General features: G+C 58.6%; 16 protein-coding genes. 9 read left to right on the forward strand and 7 right to left on the reverse strand.

Going from position 1 to position 14,615, the window contains the following annotated elements:
* Positions 1-50 precede the first annotated feature (50 nt).
* On the forward strand, positions 51-641 hold the full coding sequence (locus tag HMPREF0045_RS03890) for a GDSL-type esterase/lipase family protein (protein WP_040315997.1): 591 nt from the start codon (positions 51-53) through the stop codon (positions 639-641).
* A gap of 79 nt (positions 642-720) precedes the next feature.
* Here the strand turns inward: HMPREF0045_RS03890 and HMPREF0045_RS11305 are convergent, their stop codons facing one another.
* From HMPREF0045_RS11305 to HMPREF0045_RS03900, 3 genes are all read right to left on the reverse strand, one after another.
* A complete protein-coding gene (locus tag HMPREF0045_RS11305; RefSeq protein ID WP_371327667.1) occupies positions 721-795 on the reverse strand; it encodes a 50S ribosomal protein bL37 in 75 nt (24 codons plus the stop codon).
* Positions 796-893: 98 nt separating this feature from the next.
* Positions 894-1,280, reverse strand: a complete 387-nt coding sequence (gene rsrA / locus HMPREF0045_RS03895; RefSeq protein WP_005985710.1) for a mycothiol system anti-sigma-R factor — start codon at positions 1,278-1,280, stop codon at positions 894-896.
* Positions 1,273-1,899 (reverse strand): sigma-70 family RNA polymerase sigma factor, encoded by a 627-nt coding sequence (locus HMPREF0045_RS03900; RefSeq protein WP_005985712.1) that lies wholly within the window; start codon positions 1,897-1,899, stop codon positions 1,273-1,275. Before HMPREF0045_RS03900 ends, rsrA begins: the two co-directional genes overlap by 8 nt.
* 146 nt (positions 1,900-2,045) lie before the next feature.
* Here HMPREF0045_RS03900 and HMPREF0045_RS09545 point away from each other — a divergent pair, with 146 nt between their 5' ends.
* The 4 genes from HMPREF0045_RS09545 (at position 2,046) to HMPREF0045_RS09550 (ending at position 6,121) form a co-directional block, all read left to right on the forward strand.
* Entirely contained in the window at positions 2,046-2,669 is a 624-nt protein-coding gene (locus HMPREF0045_RS09545; protein ID WP_005985714.1) for a hypothetical protein, read from the forward strand.
* Positions 2,669-4,087 carry a 3-phosphoshikimate 1-carboxyvinyltransferase gene (gene aroA / locus HMPREF0045_RS03910; protein ID WP_005985715.1) on the forward strand — a complete coding sequence of 473 codons (1,419 nt, stop codon included), beginning with the start codon at positions 2,669-2,671 and terminating at the stop codon, positions 4,085-4,087. Before HMPREF0045_RS09545 ends, aroA begins: the two co-directional genes overlap by 1 nt.
* The gene (gene rsgA / locus HMPREF0045_RS03915; RefSeq protein ID WP_005985717.1) at positions 4,080-5,141 is read left to right on the forward strand and encodes a ribosome small subunit-dependent GTPase A; all 1,062 of its coding nucleotides are present in this window, start codon (positions 4,080-4,082) and stop codon (positions 5,139-5,141) included. The genes aroA and rsgA overlap by 8 nt, the downstream gene beginning before the upstream one ends.
* A 62-nt stretch (positions 5,142-5,203) precedes the next feature.
* Complete coding sequence (locus HMPREF0045_RS09550) at positions 5,204-6,121, forward strand: helix-turn-helix transcriptional regulator (RefSeq protein ID WP_005985719.1); 918 nt, start codon at positions 5,204-5,206, stop codon at positions 6,119-6,121.
* A 76-nt stretch (positions 6,122-6,197) separates the two neighbouring features.
* Here the strand turns inward: HMPREF0045_RS09550 and HMPREF0045_RS10955 are convergent, their stop codons facing one another.
* Positions 6,198-8,966 (reverse strand): multicopper oxidase domain-containing protein, encoded by a 2,769-nt coding sequence (locus HMPREF0045_RS10955; protein ID WP_005985721.1) that lies wholly within the window; start codon positions 8,964-8,966, stop codon positions 6,198-6,200.
* 69 nt (positions 8,967-9,035) lie between these two features.
* Positions 9,036-10,133, reverse strand: a complete 1,098-nt coding sequence (locus tag HMPREF0045_RS03930) for a hypothetical protein (protein WP_005985722.1) — start codon at positions 10,131-10,133, stop codon at positions 9,036-9,038.
* A gap of 111 nt (positions 10,134-10,244) precedes the next feature.
* On the opposite strand from HMPREF0045_RS03930, the gene HMPREF0045_RS03935 reads away from it, so the two are divergent.
* The 3 genes from HMPREF0045_RS03935 to HMPREF0045_RS03945 all read left to right on the forward strand — a co-directional run bounded on the left by HMPREF0045_RS03935 (position 10,245) and on the right by HMPREF0045_RS03945 (position 12,474).
* Positions 10,245-10,556: a DUF2249 domain-containing protein gene (locus tag HMPREF0045_RS03935; RefSeq protein WP_005985724.1), complete on the forward strand. Its 312-nt coding sequence runs from the start codon at positions 10,245-10,247 to the stop codon at positions 10,554-10,556.
* Positions 10,557-10,623: 67 nt separating this feature from the next.
* On the forward strand, positions 10,624-11,592 hold the full coding sequence (gene moaA / locus HMPREF0045_RS03940) for a GTP 3',8-cyclase MoaA (RefSeq protein ID WP_005985726.1): 969 nt from the start codon (positions 10,624-10,626) through the stop codon (positions 11,590-11,592).
* 42 nt (positions 11,593-11,634) lie between these two features.
* Positions 11,635-12,474 carry an undecaprenyl-diphosphate phosphatase gene (locus HMPREF0045_RS03945; protein WP_005985728.1) on the forward strand — a complete coding sequence of 280 codons (840 nt, stop codon included), beginning with the start codon at positions 11,635-11,637 and terminating at the stop codon, positions 12,472-12,474.
* A 36-nt stretch (positions 12,475-12,510) separates the two neighbouring features.
* Here the strand turns inward: HMPREF0045_RS03945 and HMPREF0045_RS03950 are convergent, their stop codons facing one another.
* A complete protein-coding gene (locus HMPREF0045_RS03950; RefSeq protein ID WP_005985730.1) occupies positions 12,511-13,407 on the reverse strand; it encodes a LysR family transcriptional regulator in 897 nt (298 codons plus the stop codon).
* A gap of 72 nt (positions 13,408-13,479) precedes the next feature.
* Here HMPREF0045_RS03950 and HMPREF0045_RS03955 point away from each other — a divergent pair, with 72 nt between their 5' ends.
* Positions 13,480-13,809: a CBU_0592 family membrane protein gene (locus HMPREF0045_RS03955; RefSeq protein ID WP_021603810.1), complete on the forward strand. Its 330-nt coding sequence runs from the start codon at positions 13,480-13,482 to the stop codon at positions 13,807-13,809.
* A gap of 59 nt (positions 13,810-13,868) precedes the next feature.
* On the opposite strand, the gene HMPREF0045_RS03960 is transcribed toward HMPREF0045_RS03955, so the two are convergent.
* Complete coding sequence (locus HMPREF0045_RS03960; protein ID WP_005985734.1) at positions 13,869-14,492, reverse strand: TetR/AcrR family transcriptional regulator; 624 nt, start codon at positions 14,490-14,492, stop codon at positions 13,869-13,871.
* Positions 14,493-14,615 lie beyond the last annotated feature (123 nt).

Raw genomic sequence — 14,615 nt, forward strand, 5'->3', positions numbered from 1 at the left:
CCGGGCCAATGCTACGATTTTTCCCTAGTCAAGCAGGAAGGATGCTGGCCGTGAGTGAGATCAACCTGATCTTCATCGGCGATGAGCTGATTACAGGTCGCGGAGATGCACGGGCCCTGGGCTGGGTGGGGCGCGTTATGGCGCGCACCAACTCGCTAGAGGTTATTGATGCCCCCTCCTGGTCTACGCTGGCCGTTCCTGGTGAAGTTAGCGCCCAGCTGTCTAACCGTTGGCGTGATGAGGCTGCCCGCCGGGTTGTTCCTGGCGCCCGCAACCTACTGGTAATTGGGGTTGGGGTGGCAGATGTTACCCACAATGTCAGCACGGCCCGCTCTAGCCTGGCTTTAGCCAATATCATCGACGCCGCCGTAATGTACGAAAAGCTTGAATGCCTGATGGTTGGCCCGCCGCCGCTAACCGTAGCCAACCCGAAGGCGCTGGCCGCTCTAAACAATGCAGCCCGTGAAGTGTGCCGCCGCCGTAATGTCACCTACGTGGACACCTATACCCCGCTGGTTAAGCACGAGCAGTGGCTTACTGACATTGCGCTTAACGACGGCGCCTACCCCGGTCAGGCCGGTTACGGCCTATTGGCTTGGCTGGTACTGCACCGGGGTTGGAACCAGTGGCTGGGGCTGTAAAAGCTAAGGTTCGCCGCCTGCCACTGGCTGCATAAACAAAAAGCGCTGAGCACCTTGGGTGCTCAGCGCTAAGTTTTACTCAGGCGTTGGGACGCTTACCGTGGTTAGCGCCGCCCTTGGCACGGGCCTTACGCTTACGACCGCGCTTGGACATACTGGCCTCCTCGTAATAGGGACTAACACCCCACGAGGGGGCATATAACTAGGCTATTTTTACACATTCGACGCCATGCCACCAAGTGACAAGCGCCGCTAACTGCGGTAGGTCACTGAGCGAGACACACTCGCTACAGTCGAATCGCTAACCAGCGTGGTGGAAGTAGCCAGCGTAGTGGTGCGCTTTTCTGCGCGTCCATGGCCGCATTCGCACAGGCCAGGAGTGCATCCGCAAGTGCTAACCACTGCCAGTTGGGTGCGTACCCGCTCCACCAGGGATTGCGGGGCTTGCTCAGCACACCGCGAGCGCAACAGACCCTGTAAGTGACGTACGGCGTCGGCCTGGGCTTTGCAGTGCGGGCAGCTGGCCACATGCGCCTGTAGGCGGGCGGTGAGCTGTTCGTCGCATTCGCGGTCAACAAAGGCGTGTAGGTGCGCCAAGGTTTCGGTGCAGGAACAGCCTTTCGCGGTGGTTTCAGGCATGAGTTTTCTCCTTCGCAACGGCTGCGCTAGTTTCAGCGTTCTGCTCGTAACCGTAGTCACGTGCATAGTCGGCTAGTAACTCGCGCAGCTGGGCGCGTCCTCGGTGCAAACGCGACATAACCGTGCCTAGCGGGGTATCCATGATTTCGGCGATCTCTTTGTAGGAGAAACCTTCAACATCCGCTAGGTACACGGCCAGGCGGCGGTCTTCGCTGAGCTCTTGCAGGGCAGACTTGATTTCACTGTCGGGCAGAGAGTCCAGGGCGAAGTCTTCCGCACTGGGTAGTCCTACCGAATCGTGGCTGGCGGCCCGGTGCAGCTGCCAGTCCTCAACGGAGTCTGAATCTGCCTGTATGGGCTGGCGTTGCTTTTTGCGGTAGGAGTTGATGAAGGTATTGGTCAAAATCCGGTACAGCCAGGCTTTAAGGTTGGTGCCGTCCTGGTACTGGTTGAAAGCTGCGAAGGCTTTCATGTAGGTGTCTTGAACCAGGTCCTCGGCGTCAGAACTGTTACGGGTCATGCGCAGGGCAGCCCCGTAAAGCTGGTCGAGGTAAGGCAGAGCGTCCGCCTGGAAGCGAGCCGAGCGCTGCGCGTCCGTTTCGGTTGTTTGTTCACTCATCACTTACCAGCCTAGCGGTTACGGGCGTGACGCGCCGGGTGGATCGTGATTTCATGCCGGCTTAAACGTTTTGGGGGCGGTGGTGATTCCCTTTCGTTTAGGGTTTCTCTATCAGCAATGCTGGCCTATTTGAGACAATGGGGTTTATGAGCGTGCTTTTGCCTTTCTTGCGTCCTTTAGCGGCTATGCCTTTCATCATTGATGGTTTGGATGCTGTGGTTAATAGTGATGAACATGCCCAGCGTGCTCAAGGTTTGCTGGAATATGCAGGTTCCTATGGTTTAACCACGCCGCCGGTGGCGCTGGTTGAAAAGGCTGCTACGGCTACTGGGGCGGTTAGCGCGGTTGCGGGGACGGCTTTGAGTTTGTCGATTGCCCCTGCGGCTAGTGCCTATACGTTGGCGGCTTTGAATGTGCCGGTTACGCTGATTAATTCCACTTATTTCAATGGCCGGCAGCTGGTGGTGTCGCTAACTCCGGCGCTGCGTGGGGCTGCGCTTAGTGCCGGTTTGTTGGCTTTGGGGGTGGCCGCTTGCCAGCGTCGCAAGCTTAAGCGGGTTGCTGTTACCGACGACGACGGCGCCACCGGCCAGTGCTGTAACGGCAAGGCGCATGGTTCTCACCCCGGTCACGGTCACTGCCGCAAGCACAATCATGGTCAGCCGGACCAGTGCCGCAAGCACGGCAAGCACCCGCATGGTCACGGCCCCCAGGGCCACGGCCATGGCCCGGGACGTTGCTGCCGGCGTCGTCGTAAAGAGCAGGACTAATGCAAGCTTGGCGCTGTCCTACCCCAAGTGAACCGATTGACGCCACTGTTTCACTGCCGGGCTCTAAGTCTTTAAGTGCGCGCGCCCTGCTGGCGGCGGCGCTGGCTGATGCCCCTAGCCAAATTGAGGGTCTGCTTGAAAGCCGCGACACGGCCTTGATGCGTGCGGCGCTGGAGACTTTGGGGGCTCGCTTTACCTGGCATGGTGGCCTGCTGCAGGTAACTCCGCTGGTTGCTGATCAAAAACCGGCAGGCCCAGCCTCGCCCAAGACAGACTCAGCCGCTCCAGAAGCAAGCCAGGTACAAAAACCGGCAGGCCTGCCGCCTGACAACTCCATCCCGGTTATTGACTGTGGGCTGGCGGGCACCGTGATGCGTTTTGTACCGCCCCTGGCCCTGGCCCTGGGCGTTAGTTTGACTTTCACCGGTGATCAGGCGGCTTTGGCTCGGCCTATGGAGCCGCTAACCGATGCCCTAGAGGCGTTGGGGGCCAGATTTGAGTGGCATGGGCAGCGCGGGCGTTTGCCTTTCACTATTCATGGCGCTGGTTTAAACCCTCAAGAGCATCTACAGGTGCAGGTCGATGGCTCTAAATCGAGCCAGTTTGTCTCTGCCCTACTGTATCTAGGGGCGGCTTTGCAGCTTGGCAGGGCACAAAGCTTAACTATCAGCGCTAAGCAACCTTTGGTATCTGTTCCGCATTTGCAGATGAGTGTGGCCAGCTTGCGCCAATGCGGCGTGCAAGTGCAGGCTCCCGAGGATTACCGCGCCCAGCAGCTGAGCTGGTGCGTTAGTGGGCGCCCGCGCGGGGGCCGCAGCGTGATTGAACCTGATCTTTCCAATGCGGGGCCTTTTATTGCCGCGCCGCTGGTGTCCGCTACAGGCGGGCAGGTGCGGATTTTGCATTGGCCCACCCACACCACCCAGGTGGGGGCTAACTGGGTGGAAATCCTTAAGCTTTTCGGCGCCCAGGTGCAGCTGGATCAGGGCACGCTACTTAGCTCCAGCGGCGCCCTGCGCGGCATTGAACGTGATGCCAGCGGGGAAGGCGAGCTGGTACCCACCATGGCGGCGCTAGCTTTAGTGGCTGCCAGTCAGGGCCAGCCCAGCAAGATTTGGGGTATTGGGCACCTGCGCGGTCACGAAACTGACCGTTTAGCGGCCATCGCCGCCCAGGCCCGCAAACTTGGGGGGAACGTGGATGAGGGCCAGGATTATTTAGTTTTCCACCCCTGTACTTTGCACCCAGCTCACCTGGAGGCCTACGCCGATCACCGCATGGCAACTTTCGCGGCTATTATGGGTTTAAATCTGCCGGGAATTAGCCTGGATGATGTGGATGCCACCACCAAAACCATGCCCACATTCACCCAGCTTTGGGACGCCATGCTTAAGAGTGCAGGAGAGGCTATTGGCTAGACGCGATATTGGTACCGATGATCCGCGTGTGCGGGTGCGTCCCGGTAAGGGTTCGCGTCCACGTACTAAAGTGCGCCCGGCTCATGCTGATGCCGTCACCGGCATGGTTACCCGTATTGATCGCGGCCATTACCGTATTCACTTAGATGCCCCATCCCTAACTGAGGATGGTAGCGGCGATATTACCGCCATGAAGGCCCGCGAGCTGGGCCGAGGCAAAGTGGTTGTGGGCGACCAAGTGGCGGTGGTTGGTGACGTGTCGGGGCGCAAAGACACCTTGGCACGTATGGTGCGTATTGAGCCCCGGCGCACCTTGCTGCTGCGTAGCGCTGAGGATGGAGACAGTGCCGGCTCGCAAAAGCCGGTGGTGGCTAACGCTGATTTGCTGGTGGTGGTCACGGCTTTAGCTGACCCGCCCCCGCGTCCACGCATGATTGACCGCTATTTAGTGGCCGCCTACGACGCCGGCATGGAACCGCTGCTGGTGCTGACTAAATCTGACCTTGCTGACCCCACCGAGCTACTGAGCCTGTATCAGCCCCTGGGGGTGCGTTGCTTAGCAACCACTATCACTGAAAGTGGCATTAGCGGCATTGAGGTGGTGCGTCAGGCCCTGACCGGTAAGGTTTCGGTGCTGGTAGGCCACTCTGGGGTGGGTAAATCCACCCTGATTAACGCCCTAGTTCCGGCTGCTAACCGAGTAACTGGGCATGTCAATGAGGTTACTGGGCGCGGCCGCCACACCTCCACTAACTTGCAGGCTGTGGTTAATCCCGATGGCGGTTGGGTAATTGATACTCCCGGGGTACGTTCCTTCGGGGTGGCGCATGTGGCCGCCGACGACGTTTTGCGCGGCTTTGCTGATTTGGCTCAGGTAGCTCAAGAGTGCCCACGTGGCTGCAGCCACGAGCCTGGCGTGATTGACTGCGCACTTGACCAGTGGGCGGATAAAGCAGACGAGGCTTCTACTCGCGAAACTCGCTGCGGCCGGGTAGATTCCTTTAGGCGCCTGCTGACAGCCTCCCTGGATGCTCAAGATCCAACTAAGGCTTAAAAACACTTGTAACGTAGACTGGGACTAAGGTCCACACACCTAGCAATCTGGCGAGGCATCGCATGACCCATTCACCACTTCCATACCCAACTAGTGTGCGTTCATCATTGCATGATATTCGCTCGCAAATCAGCCTGTTGCCGGCGCAAAGGCGAGTTTTAGAAGTAGTTGAGGGCGCTGGCCAGCCTATTTCCAGTGCTGAGGTGGCTAAAACCTTAAAGCTGCATCCCAACACTGCCCGTGAGCATCTTGATGCACTGTTAAACGCTGGCTTGGTTACCACGCTGCCGATGCGCACGGGTAAGCGCGGACGTCCGACCTTGCTTTACAGTGTCACTACCCTGGATCCCAACCAGATTTTAAGCACCTATCTGGATGTTATTACTGCTACCGCTATTTCTTTAGCTGAAGGTAGCGATGGCGTGGCTCAGGCTATTGCGGTAGGTAAAAACTGGGCGGGCTTAACCTGCCCGCAACCTGCCCAAACCGGCTTCCAGGGCACCAGTGGCGCCGTCGCCCCCAGCGCCGTTAGCAGCGCAGAAGCGGCAAGCGCAGCCGCAGCAACCAGCGACGCCGTCGCCACCAAGTCCAGCAACCTAAGCCAGGCATGTGCTGACGGGGCGGGTGACGCCAACGGGGTAGATGAGGCAAGCGCAGCCGATGAGTCCAACATGACCCAGCGCCTGGAAAACGCTATTGCCCAGCTCAGGCCTATCTTCACGGTTATGGGTTTTGCGCCGGAACTAGCCCAAAACAAGCTAGTGCTGCGCTCGTGCCCATTCGCTAAAGGCGGCTGGCCCCACCCCCTGGTGTGCATCATTCACGAGGCCTATATTGCTGAGCTGCTGACGCGTTCCAGTGGCGTGAGGGTGGTTTCTAGCGCTGAGCTCAAGCTACACCCGCAGCTGGCTAGCGCCTGGCTGGTGGAGCTAAAACGCAACAAAACCACCTGCTCGGTAGGTGTTTGCGACTGCTGCTAAGCAGCTAGCGCACTAACCAGCTTCTGGGCTGACCAGCCACTTTCTGCGCCGACCAGCTGCCTTCTGCGCTGACCAGCTACTGCACCTGCAGCACGCCCACGGCGCCTTTTTCCATGTCGGCAAAAGCGTGGGTGACAAAGGTGTAATGGCCCGCCTGCGGCGGCACGAATTCCACAAAGCCACCCTGGCAGGGCCCCAGGTTTAGCGCCTGCGAGCCACCTGACCAGCGCGCACCGATCTGGTCGGGCCCGCCTAGCGTCCAGGCTCCCTCATAAAACACCTGGTCAAACTGGCCTCCCACCACGTGGAAAGTACACGGCAGTGAAGGGCCCGCGTCCATCAGCCAAAAACGCACCCGCTGGCCTACCCCCACCTGCAAGGGACGGTATTTGTATTGGAAAGCCATGCCGTTAAACGCCATTAGATCTGGGGTTTTGGCAGCCACCTTAGCTTCATCGGTGGACCCACCTTCAGGCCCTAGGTAAATTTCCGACTGGATCAGCACAAACTCGTGATCCACCTGGCTAAGCCCAGGCGGGTCAATAATCACCGCGCCATGCATACCTGCTGCCAAGTGCACACTCATGGGCGCAGTTGAGCAGTGGTAGAGCCAAATGCCGCTGCGGGTGGCAGTGAAGTTATATTGCAGGCTTTGGCCCGGCGAGATTGAACGCATGGGTTTATCGGGCGCCAGCACCCCGGCATGGAAGTCAATGGAGTGACTCATAGTGCCGTCGTTGACCAGGGTGATTTCAAAGCGGTCACCTACCTGGCCGCGCAGCACCGGGCCTGGCACAGCCCCGTTATAGGTCATGCGTTTTTGGGTTACCCCCGCCCCCACCTGGGCGGTTATTTCGCTAACGCGCAGAGTGTGGCGGTGCACTGTGCCCGGCGCCTGGGGGCGTGGGGCACGCGCGTCATGGGCTTTAAAGTAGCTGGGCGGCTGCCAGTTTAGATCCACCTGGGCGCTTTGGCTGCTGGCCGAATGCTGGTGCCCGCTGTGGCTAGTGTTGCTGGAAGCCCCAGCCACTTTCACGTCAAACACCATCCCCATGGCGCGGTGTCCGGCCACCGAGCACCAGCCAGCAATTGGCTCGCGCACATTGTTAACCGTAATGGTTTTACTCTCCCCCACCGCTAAACGCCCGGTGGTTTGCCCAGTTGCCAGCACTAAATCATGCACTTCAGAGCCGGTGTTTTTCAGGGTTAGCCGCAGCGTCGCCCCCACTGGCACATCCACACTGGAGGGCACAAAGCTCATGCCTTTAATGGTGATGTTGGCGTTGACCACCTGGCCGCTGCCGCCAGCGCTGGCACTGCCCTGCCCGGTGCCTAGCCCCATAAGTCCGCCCGGGGTTTGGGTTGAGCTGGCACTTGCACCAGCCACGACGGCGACAGCGGCAGTTACCAGCCCGGCTAGGGCCCCGCGTCGGTCCGGGGTTTGGGTTGCGCCAGTGGCCCCCGCACTCTGCGCGCTCGCAGTTGGCGCGGCACCTGCCCTCTGGGCAGCGGCGTTTGTGTTCTTAGCTGCCCGGGTTTTAGCGCCACCGGCAGTGGCCGTCTTAGTTAAGGTGACGGTGGAGGGCGGGGCGGCGCTAGTGTCTCCCTTGCGTCGGGCCTGAATAGCTTGGCCTGCGGCCACAAAGAAATAAGCCCCGGCCAGAGCCGCGCTCAAACCGGTTACGCCCCGCACCGCAGGTGGCAGCGGCAGGCAAGCTAGCGCCAGGCACAGGTTAATGGTGGTGATCCGCCACCAGGTGTAACGGTCCATAATGGCGTGGGTTAGGCGCGACATTGCCGGGCCTCCCCCAAGCATCACCGGGGTTAAGAAGCTAAGCGCCGCCAGCAAGATTTGCAGGGCAAAACCGCTAACCACCGCTAAACGCAGGCCATGGGCCACCGCGCGGGCGGCGTCGTCGTTAGCGGCGTAAGAAACCCCCACGCCTAAACGAATTACGCACCAGGCCAGCCAAGCCAAGGCGGCGGCAGTAGACAGGCCCGCATAGTTAGTTACCCCCTTGCGTGCCCCGGTACGCCACAGCGGCGCCACCACGGCGACGGCGCTTAACAGATAAAGCAGAGCCCCAATCCCAGCCAGGGGCCGCCACAACCCAGAAAAAGCAATCACCGCCACCGCTAAAGCCAGGCCGGGCAAAGCTCGTTGCGCTTGACGCGGGGCTACCGGCTCCATCTTGGTGCGCAGCATGGTAGGCCACAGCACCACCAGCGTGCCCAGCACAGTGATACCCAAAACCCCCAGTACCATGATCGGCACATGGGCTAAATACATGCGGTTTGACCAGGCCGCTTGCCCTTTAAAGTCAAAGTATTTAATAGACCAGCCGGCCAGTGCCCCCACCATTAGGTAGCTGAGGGAGCAAATGTAGTAGTCCACCAGCGCCGCCATGCGGGCCGCCACCGCGCGGCGTTTTTGCACCACCATGGCCACCACGCCCAGCGTCGCACTCACCGCCACGCAGCTAGCCCCCACGCCAATTACGATCTGGCTATTAATGCACACCCCGGTGATTACCAGAGCGGCGCCCACGCTGTGCAGGCCTAGGCGCCCATTTAGCATCAGCGCTCCACCCCAGGCGGGCCGGTGTAGGAGGGTGTCGGCAAAATGGGCGCTCCAAATAGTGATAGCGCTACCCAAGGCCCCTAGCAGGGCCGCATGTAGCGGCGCCCAAGCATCTAGATTGGGCCACAGTTGGGCGTATTTGCCAGCTAGCAGCACCAGGGCAGTAAAAATCCAAGCCACCACCACAGCGTTGCGTTTTATCTGGGTGGTGCGCCGATGCGGTCGGGGTTGGGGGCTTTTGGCTGGGGGCTGGGTGATTTCCATGGCAGTTTTCTTGGTAGCGAGGCGGGCTTGGAAGCCAGAAGCTTGGTTGCTTAGCTGGGCATAATCGGACTATTTGGCAGTTACCGCCCGGGTAACTGCGATAAGTAGGAACAGCACTATTGCGGTGATGGAAACAGCTCCACCTACCTGCCAGGATAGGCCACCAAGGTTAGCGGTTAATACCCTTACAATCAGGCCGCCGTGTAGGGCGCCAAGGGGCAGATACATAAGCGGGTGGTAGGGCAGTTGGCGGTGTAGCACCCCGGGCAAAATAATGGAGGCGTGGGCCATCACCATTGAGAGGGCGTAACCGATTGTGACCGTGTGGATGACGACGTCGTAAGCAGCCCCATTAAAACCGTAAAGGCACCAGACCGTGGCGCTAATAGCCAACCAAAAGTAGCCACTTAGCATGGCGGAGCCGGCAAAACGCACTTGGCCACTGCCGCGCACAGTGCGCCGAGCTACATCGTGGTAGCCCATTATGAGCGCTAGGGCTAGCAGGGCTGCGGCCGCCAAGATTTGGGCTGGCCCCCACACCAGGGACAGGGCGCTAAATGAAAGCACCGCTAGGCACAGGCCCAAAACCCGCCCCTCAACTTTGCCGATAAAAGCCACGCGGGCTAGTTCCAGGCGCTCGCCGATAATGGTGAAAATCAGAAATTCCAGCCAAAGCGTGGCCACGGTTTCAAGAGGTTTATCCATTAGCCACAGCCAGGTACCCAGCGTGAGACTGAGCGCCCCTAGGGCTTCAATTTGGGTGGCCACAGCCCCGGCGCGGGTGCGCAAAATATATAGATAGACGGCGTCTAGGCCGAGCGCTCCCACTAGCAACAGCCCTTTACCTACCGCACTTGGGGCCCCGGCCAGCAGCGCTAACATGCCGACGGCGTGCGCATAGGGGGCCACCCAAGCCCAGCGCCTACGCGCGGCCACGGCCCGCTCTAGGCTGATAACTGTGCCCAAGAAGCCTGCCAGCATCAGCGGCCCATGCAGCGCGGCCAGGTGCGCCCCGGTGACGGGAGCGGGCAGGTTTAGCCGCAGCAGGGCGGCGTCGAGCCCAGCCATTACGCAAACGCCACCTAACAATAAAGCCAGGTAGCGCGGCGCCAGGGCAGCGCGTTTTTCGCTGTTGGCGGCCTTGGAGGCAGCCGACTTATTTTTCATAGTTAAAACCGTAATAATATTTCTAGTGGGCTGGCAATCTATGCTAGTTACAGATACTTTCGTCCCATTGCCCGCCCCAATCACAACAACTCAAAACTTTTAAGGACTCCAATGAGCCAGAACCAGATCCCTGTTACCGACGTTTCTAGCCAGGGCCACGGCGGTTGCGGCTGCGGCTGCAGCTCCGTGCAAGATGAACTGCCGCGCCTAGACGCCCGCCCCTTCCCGCCCAAGCTACGCCACGCCGCCATTTTGGGCGCGGTAGCCTCCCTAGCTCCGGGTGAGGGCATGGAGCTGTTTGCCCCGCACGTACCGCGCCCGCTGTTGATGCAGATTGACTCCCAGATTCCTGGCGACTTCAGCTATGAGCTGGTTTATGAGGGCGACGACGGCGCTATCGTAGCCATCCGCCGTACTGCCTAAAGTCTGCGCACTGCCTAACTCATTCGCCGCGCTAATTCACCACACCCACTAAAGGTCATAAACCACTGTGAGCGCTCCCAGCTTAGCCACTGCCCCACCCGCCCTACGCGCCCCTGGCGCCGAGGCGGGTGGGCAGCTGGTTGACCGCTATGGCCGCCAGGCCAGAGATTTGCGTTTATCTATTACCGATAAATGCAATCTGCGCTGCACCTATTGCATGCCTGCGCAGGGCCTTGAGTGGCTAAAAAATGAGCAGCTACTAAGCCTTGAGGAACTGGTGCGCTTAGCGCGCATTGGGGTGGAACGCTTAGGCATTGAACGCATCCGCATTACCGGCGGCGAGCCGCTACTGCGGCGTGATTTAGAGCAGCTGGTGGCGGCCCTAGCTCAGCTGCGCACTCACGCTGGCATTAAGCCCGACCTGGCCCTTACCACTAATGGCTTGGGCCTGGATCGGCGCGCAGCCCAGCTGCGCAGCGCCGGCCTAGACCGGGTTAATGTGTCGCTGGATTCTGTCGATGCCAGCGTTTATGCCACTACTACTCGCCGCGACCGTTTTGCTGACGCCCTACGCGGTATCCAAACTGCTGCGATGGTGGGGCTAAACCCAATTAAGGTCAATGCCGTAGCCATGGCGGACACAATCGAGCAGGTAGCACCAAGCCTGCTGGATAAGAGCCTGCGTGAAGGCTGGCAGCTGCGTTTTATTGAGCACATGCCACTAGGTGCGCAGGCTTGGAGTCGCCAGGCAATCGTTAGCGCCCAAAGGATTTTGGATATTTTTGCAGCTAATGGCTTCGAACTAACCGAGTTGGGTCGCCCTGACCGACGCCCAGCTCAGCTATGGCAGGTGGCCCCCACCGCCACACGACCCGGCGGCACAGTGGGCATTATTGCCTCAATTACCAGGCCATTTTGCGATGACTGCGACCGCACCCGCCTAACCGCCGCCGCCATTGCAGAATTAGGCATCCAGGTGGGCACTAGTCTGTTTGCAGTTATCAAGGCCACGGCTATAACGCTGGAAGCACGCTAGAGTTACCTAAGCAAATATTTATCTGACCAGAGGGACCTTTACATGAACTGGATCGACGCCATCATCCTAGGCGTGATTGAGGGCATCACCGAATTCCTACCGGTGTCTTCCACCGGACACCTCAACATCGTGGAAAAACTGCTGGGCTACCAGATCAACTCTGCTGGTATGACCGCGTTTACCGCTATCATCCAGATTGGCGCGATCCTCGCTGCCGTAGTTTATTTCTGGTCTGACATCGTACGCATTGCCACGGCCTGGATTCGCGGCCTGCGCAACAAGGAGCACCGCACTGACCCCGACTACACCCTGGGTTGGGGCATTATTGTGGGCTCCATTCCGGTGGCTGTGCTGGGCTTGGCACTGAAGAACTTTATTGAAACCACTTCGCGTAGCTTGTGGATTATTGCTGGCGCGCTAGTGGTGTGGTCGCTGGTGATGTGGCTGGCTGACCGTAAGAAGAACCTGGACCGTTCTATGAGCCAGGTGACCATTATGGACGCGCTGATCATTGGTCTGTTCCAGGCTTTGGCCCCGATTTTCCCGGGTATTTCTCGCTCTGGGGCCACCATCAGCGCGGGCTTGTTCCGTGGCTTTGACCGCGTAACTGCTACTCGTCTGTCTTTCTTCATGGGTATTCCGGCACTGGTGGCCGCAGGTTTACTGGAGGCCGTTACCGCCAGTGAAGATATCTCTTCTGACATTGGTTGGGGCCCCACCATTTTGGGTACCGTGGTTTCGGGCATAGTCGCTTATGCCACTATCGCCTGGCTACTCAAGTTCGTCTCCTCCAACAAGTTCACCTCATTCCTGATCTACCGCGTGATTTTGGGTGCGGTGATTGTGGTGCTGGTGCTTACTGGAGCTGTAGCCACTTCCTGAAACAAAACCCACTGAGCCTAGCTTTAGGCGCCGTCGTCAGTGTCCTTTCGCCGTTAGTAGGCGGATTACTTCACTGGCGGCGGCGTCTGGTTCTAGGCGGGTGGCCCGATGGCGCAGCACCACTTTGCGTCCGCCTAGTCCAGTTAGGTGGTGTAGGACAACTCCGGCAGGTGCAGGGAAACTACCTAGAGCCAGATGGGGTACCAGGCAGTAGCCCAAGCCTTGCGCCACCATGGTTAGCCCAGTGGAGTAGTCGTTGATTTCGTGGGTGGAGTTAAAGCGATGCCCCAGGGCCCCCTCTAGGCGCCGCATGGCCGCACCGCCCGCCGTCGAGATATCCATATCCAGCCAGTTGAGTTTAGTTAGCTCGCTAAGTGAGGTCGGCACGGGCTGGTGTGGGGGCACTGCCAGCACCCAGGGGTCTGAGGTTAGGGGAATGTCTTTGGTGGAGCGGGTGGGGGTGAAAGTAATTGATTCATCTGCCTCTAGTAGCATCATGTCTAGCTCACCGCTGCGCAGGCGCCGGCGGGAAACTGCATCATCAAGCTCGTAAATGCGTAGTTCAATACCTGGATGCAGCTGGCTGATTTGTTCACGTACCGGCAGTAACAGCGCCAAAATACCGGTTTGAAATGAGCCCACCCGCACCATACCGGTCACGCTTTGGCCACTGGAGGCTAACAACTCACGCTGCGCCCCTGTGATTTCAGCCTCTATACGTTCGGCAGCGTCAGTTAACAGTCGGCCGGCACTGGTTAATTGTGCACCCCGGGGCGTGCGCTCTAGCAGCTGTACCCCGGCTTCTTTCTCTAATAGCCTGATCTGCTGCGAAATAGCACTGGGGGAAATGCGCAAAGTATCGGAGGCGGCCACAATTCCACCGTTACGATATACAGCCAGCAGAATAGCCATGCGTCGCGGATCCAACTGCATGAAGTAATTCTACATACCCAATGCGTTTTTATTTAATTGATCTTCATTCTAAAAGCGCGTAAAAATATCTGCGTGACTTCCCTTGTTGACATCAGCGTCGCCGTTATCGGCTGGATCGGTTCCCTAGCTCTTGTAGCCGCCTACTTCCTAGTGGCGCGCGGCGTGTGGGCCGGCGATTCCCTAAAGTACAACGCTCTGAACATGTCGGGTGCGATTTTGCTGATTATCAACTGCGCCTACGTAAACGCTTGGCCTTCGGCTGTAGCCAACCTGTTCTTCCTGGCAGTGGGCGTATACACGGTTATCACCGTTAAGCGCGCTTACATGAAGCAGCTAGCCAAGCGTCAGGCCGCAAAGTTGCGCCGTCGCAACAGCGAGCTTGACCTGCCGGTAGCCGCCTAAAATCTATTCAAAGCATCCGCTAATGCCTGCCCTGCCAAAATATTGGCAGGGCAGTTTTATTACTTAGTAAATAGGTCTGGAGACATATACCGATCTAACGTTGGCCCCACCAGGGCAGCTACTTCATCTCTTGGCATTGAGGCTAGAGGCTCAAACTTCATGATGTAGCGCACGCTTATTAGGCCTAAAAGCTGGGTGGTCATTAGATTCATGCGCACTGGCACCTGATCTAAACCCAAACTGGTAAATGTTGGCAGAGCTACACGCGAGCTAATGCGGTCTAGAAACATTTGTCGCACCTGCTCTTCAGAAGACAGTGCGCGCACCATGGCCACATAAGCTGGCCCCGATTCATTAGTTTCCACAAAGTTCAGCAGCTGGCGCAGTACCTGCGTTCCTCCACCCCCACCTTCTGCGGCTTGACTTATCCACCACTGGGCAATCTGCAGCGATTCCATTACCTGCGAGATAGCTTCAGCGAACAGTTCATCTTTGGAGCCAAAGTAGTAGTGAATCAGCTTGGCATCACACCCGGCCCGGCGCGCCACTGAGCGCATGGTGGTGCCTTTGTAGTCATGCAGCGCAAATTCTTCGCGTGCGGCAGCCAAAATTTGTTCTTTATCCACTCCACCATTGCGCGGGCCACGTTTGGCTCCCCCGACGGCGTTAGCAGCTGAAGTCACGTCTCTACCGTATAGCGCGTCACATTACAGAGCAAGTATTTCCACAGTTGATGAAATATCTTAATATTTTCATCAAGCGATGAAATACCGCGCCTGTTGCCCTACTGGACACCAGACACAATC

The sequence above is a fragment of the Actinomyces graevenitzii C83 genome (assembly GCF_000239695.1).
Lineage (GTDB): Bacteria > Actinomycetota > Actinomycetes > Actinomycetales > Actinomycetaceae > Actinomyces > Actinomyces graevenitzii.

Bases quoted from the DNA above. Each gene is read 5' to 3' on its own strand.
- HMPREF0045_RS10955 (WP_005985721.1), bottom strand. From the start codon at position 8,966: ATGGAAATCACCCAGCCCCCAGCCAAAAGCCCCCAACCCCGACCGCAT.
- HMPREF0045_RS09550 (WP_005985719.1), top strand. From the start codon at position 5,204: ATGACCCATTCACCACTTCCATACCCAACTAGTGTGCGTTCATCATTG.
- HMPREF0045_RS03935 (WP_005985724.1), top strand. From the start codon at position 10,245: ATGAGCCAGAACCAGATCCCTGTTACCGACGTTTCTAGCCAGGGCCAC.
- HMPREF0045_RS03945 (WP_005985728.1), top strand. From the start codon at position 11,635: ATGAACTGGATCGACGCCATCATCCTAGGCGTGATTGAGGGCATCACC.
- HMPREF0045_RS03900 (WP_005985712.1), bottom strand. From the start codon at position 1,899: ATGAGTGAACAAACAACCGAAACGGACGCGCAGCGCTCGGCTCGCTTC.
- HMPREF0045_RS03950 (WP_005985730.1), bottom strand. From the start codon at position 13,407: ATGCAGTTGGATCCGCGACGCATGGCTATTCTGCTGGCTGTATATCGT.
- HMPREF0045_RS09545 (WP_005985714.1), top strand. From the start codon at position 2,046: ATGAGCGTGCTTTTGCCTTTCTTGCGTCCTTTAGCGGCTATGCCTTTC.
- rsrA (WP_005985710.1), bottom strand. From the start codon at position 1,280: ATGCCTGAAACCACCGCGAAAGGCTGTTCCTGCACCGAAACCTTGGCG.
- aroA (WP_005985715.1), top strand. From the start codon at position 2,669: ATGCAAGCTTGGCGCTGTCCTACCCCAAGTGAACCGATTGACGCCACT.
- HMPREF0045_RS03930 (WP_005985722.1), bottom strand. From the start codon at position 10,133: ATGAAAAATAAGTCGGCTGCCTCCAAGGCCGCCAACAGCGAAAAACGC.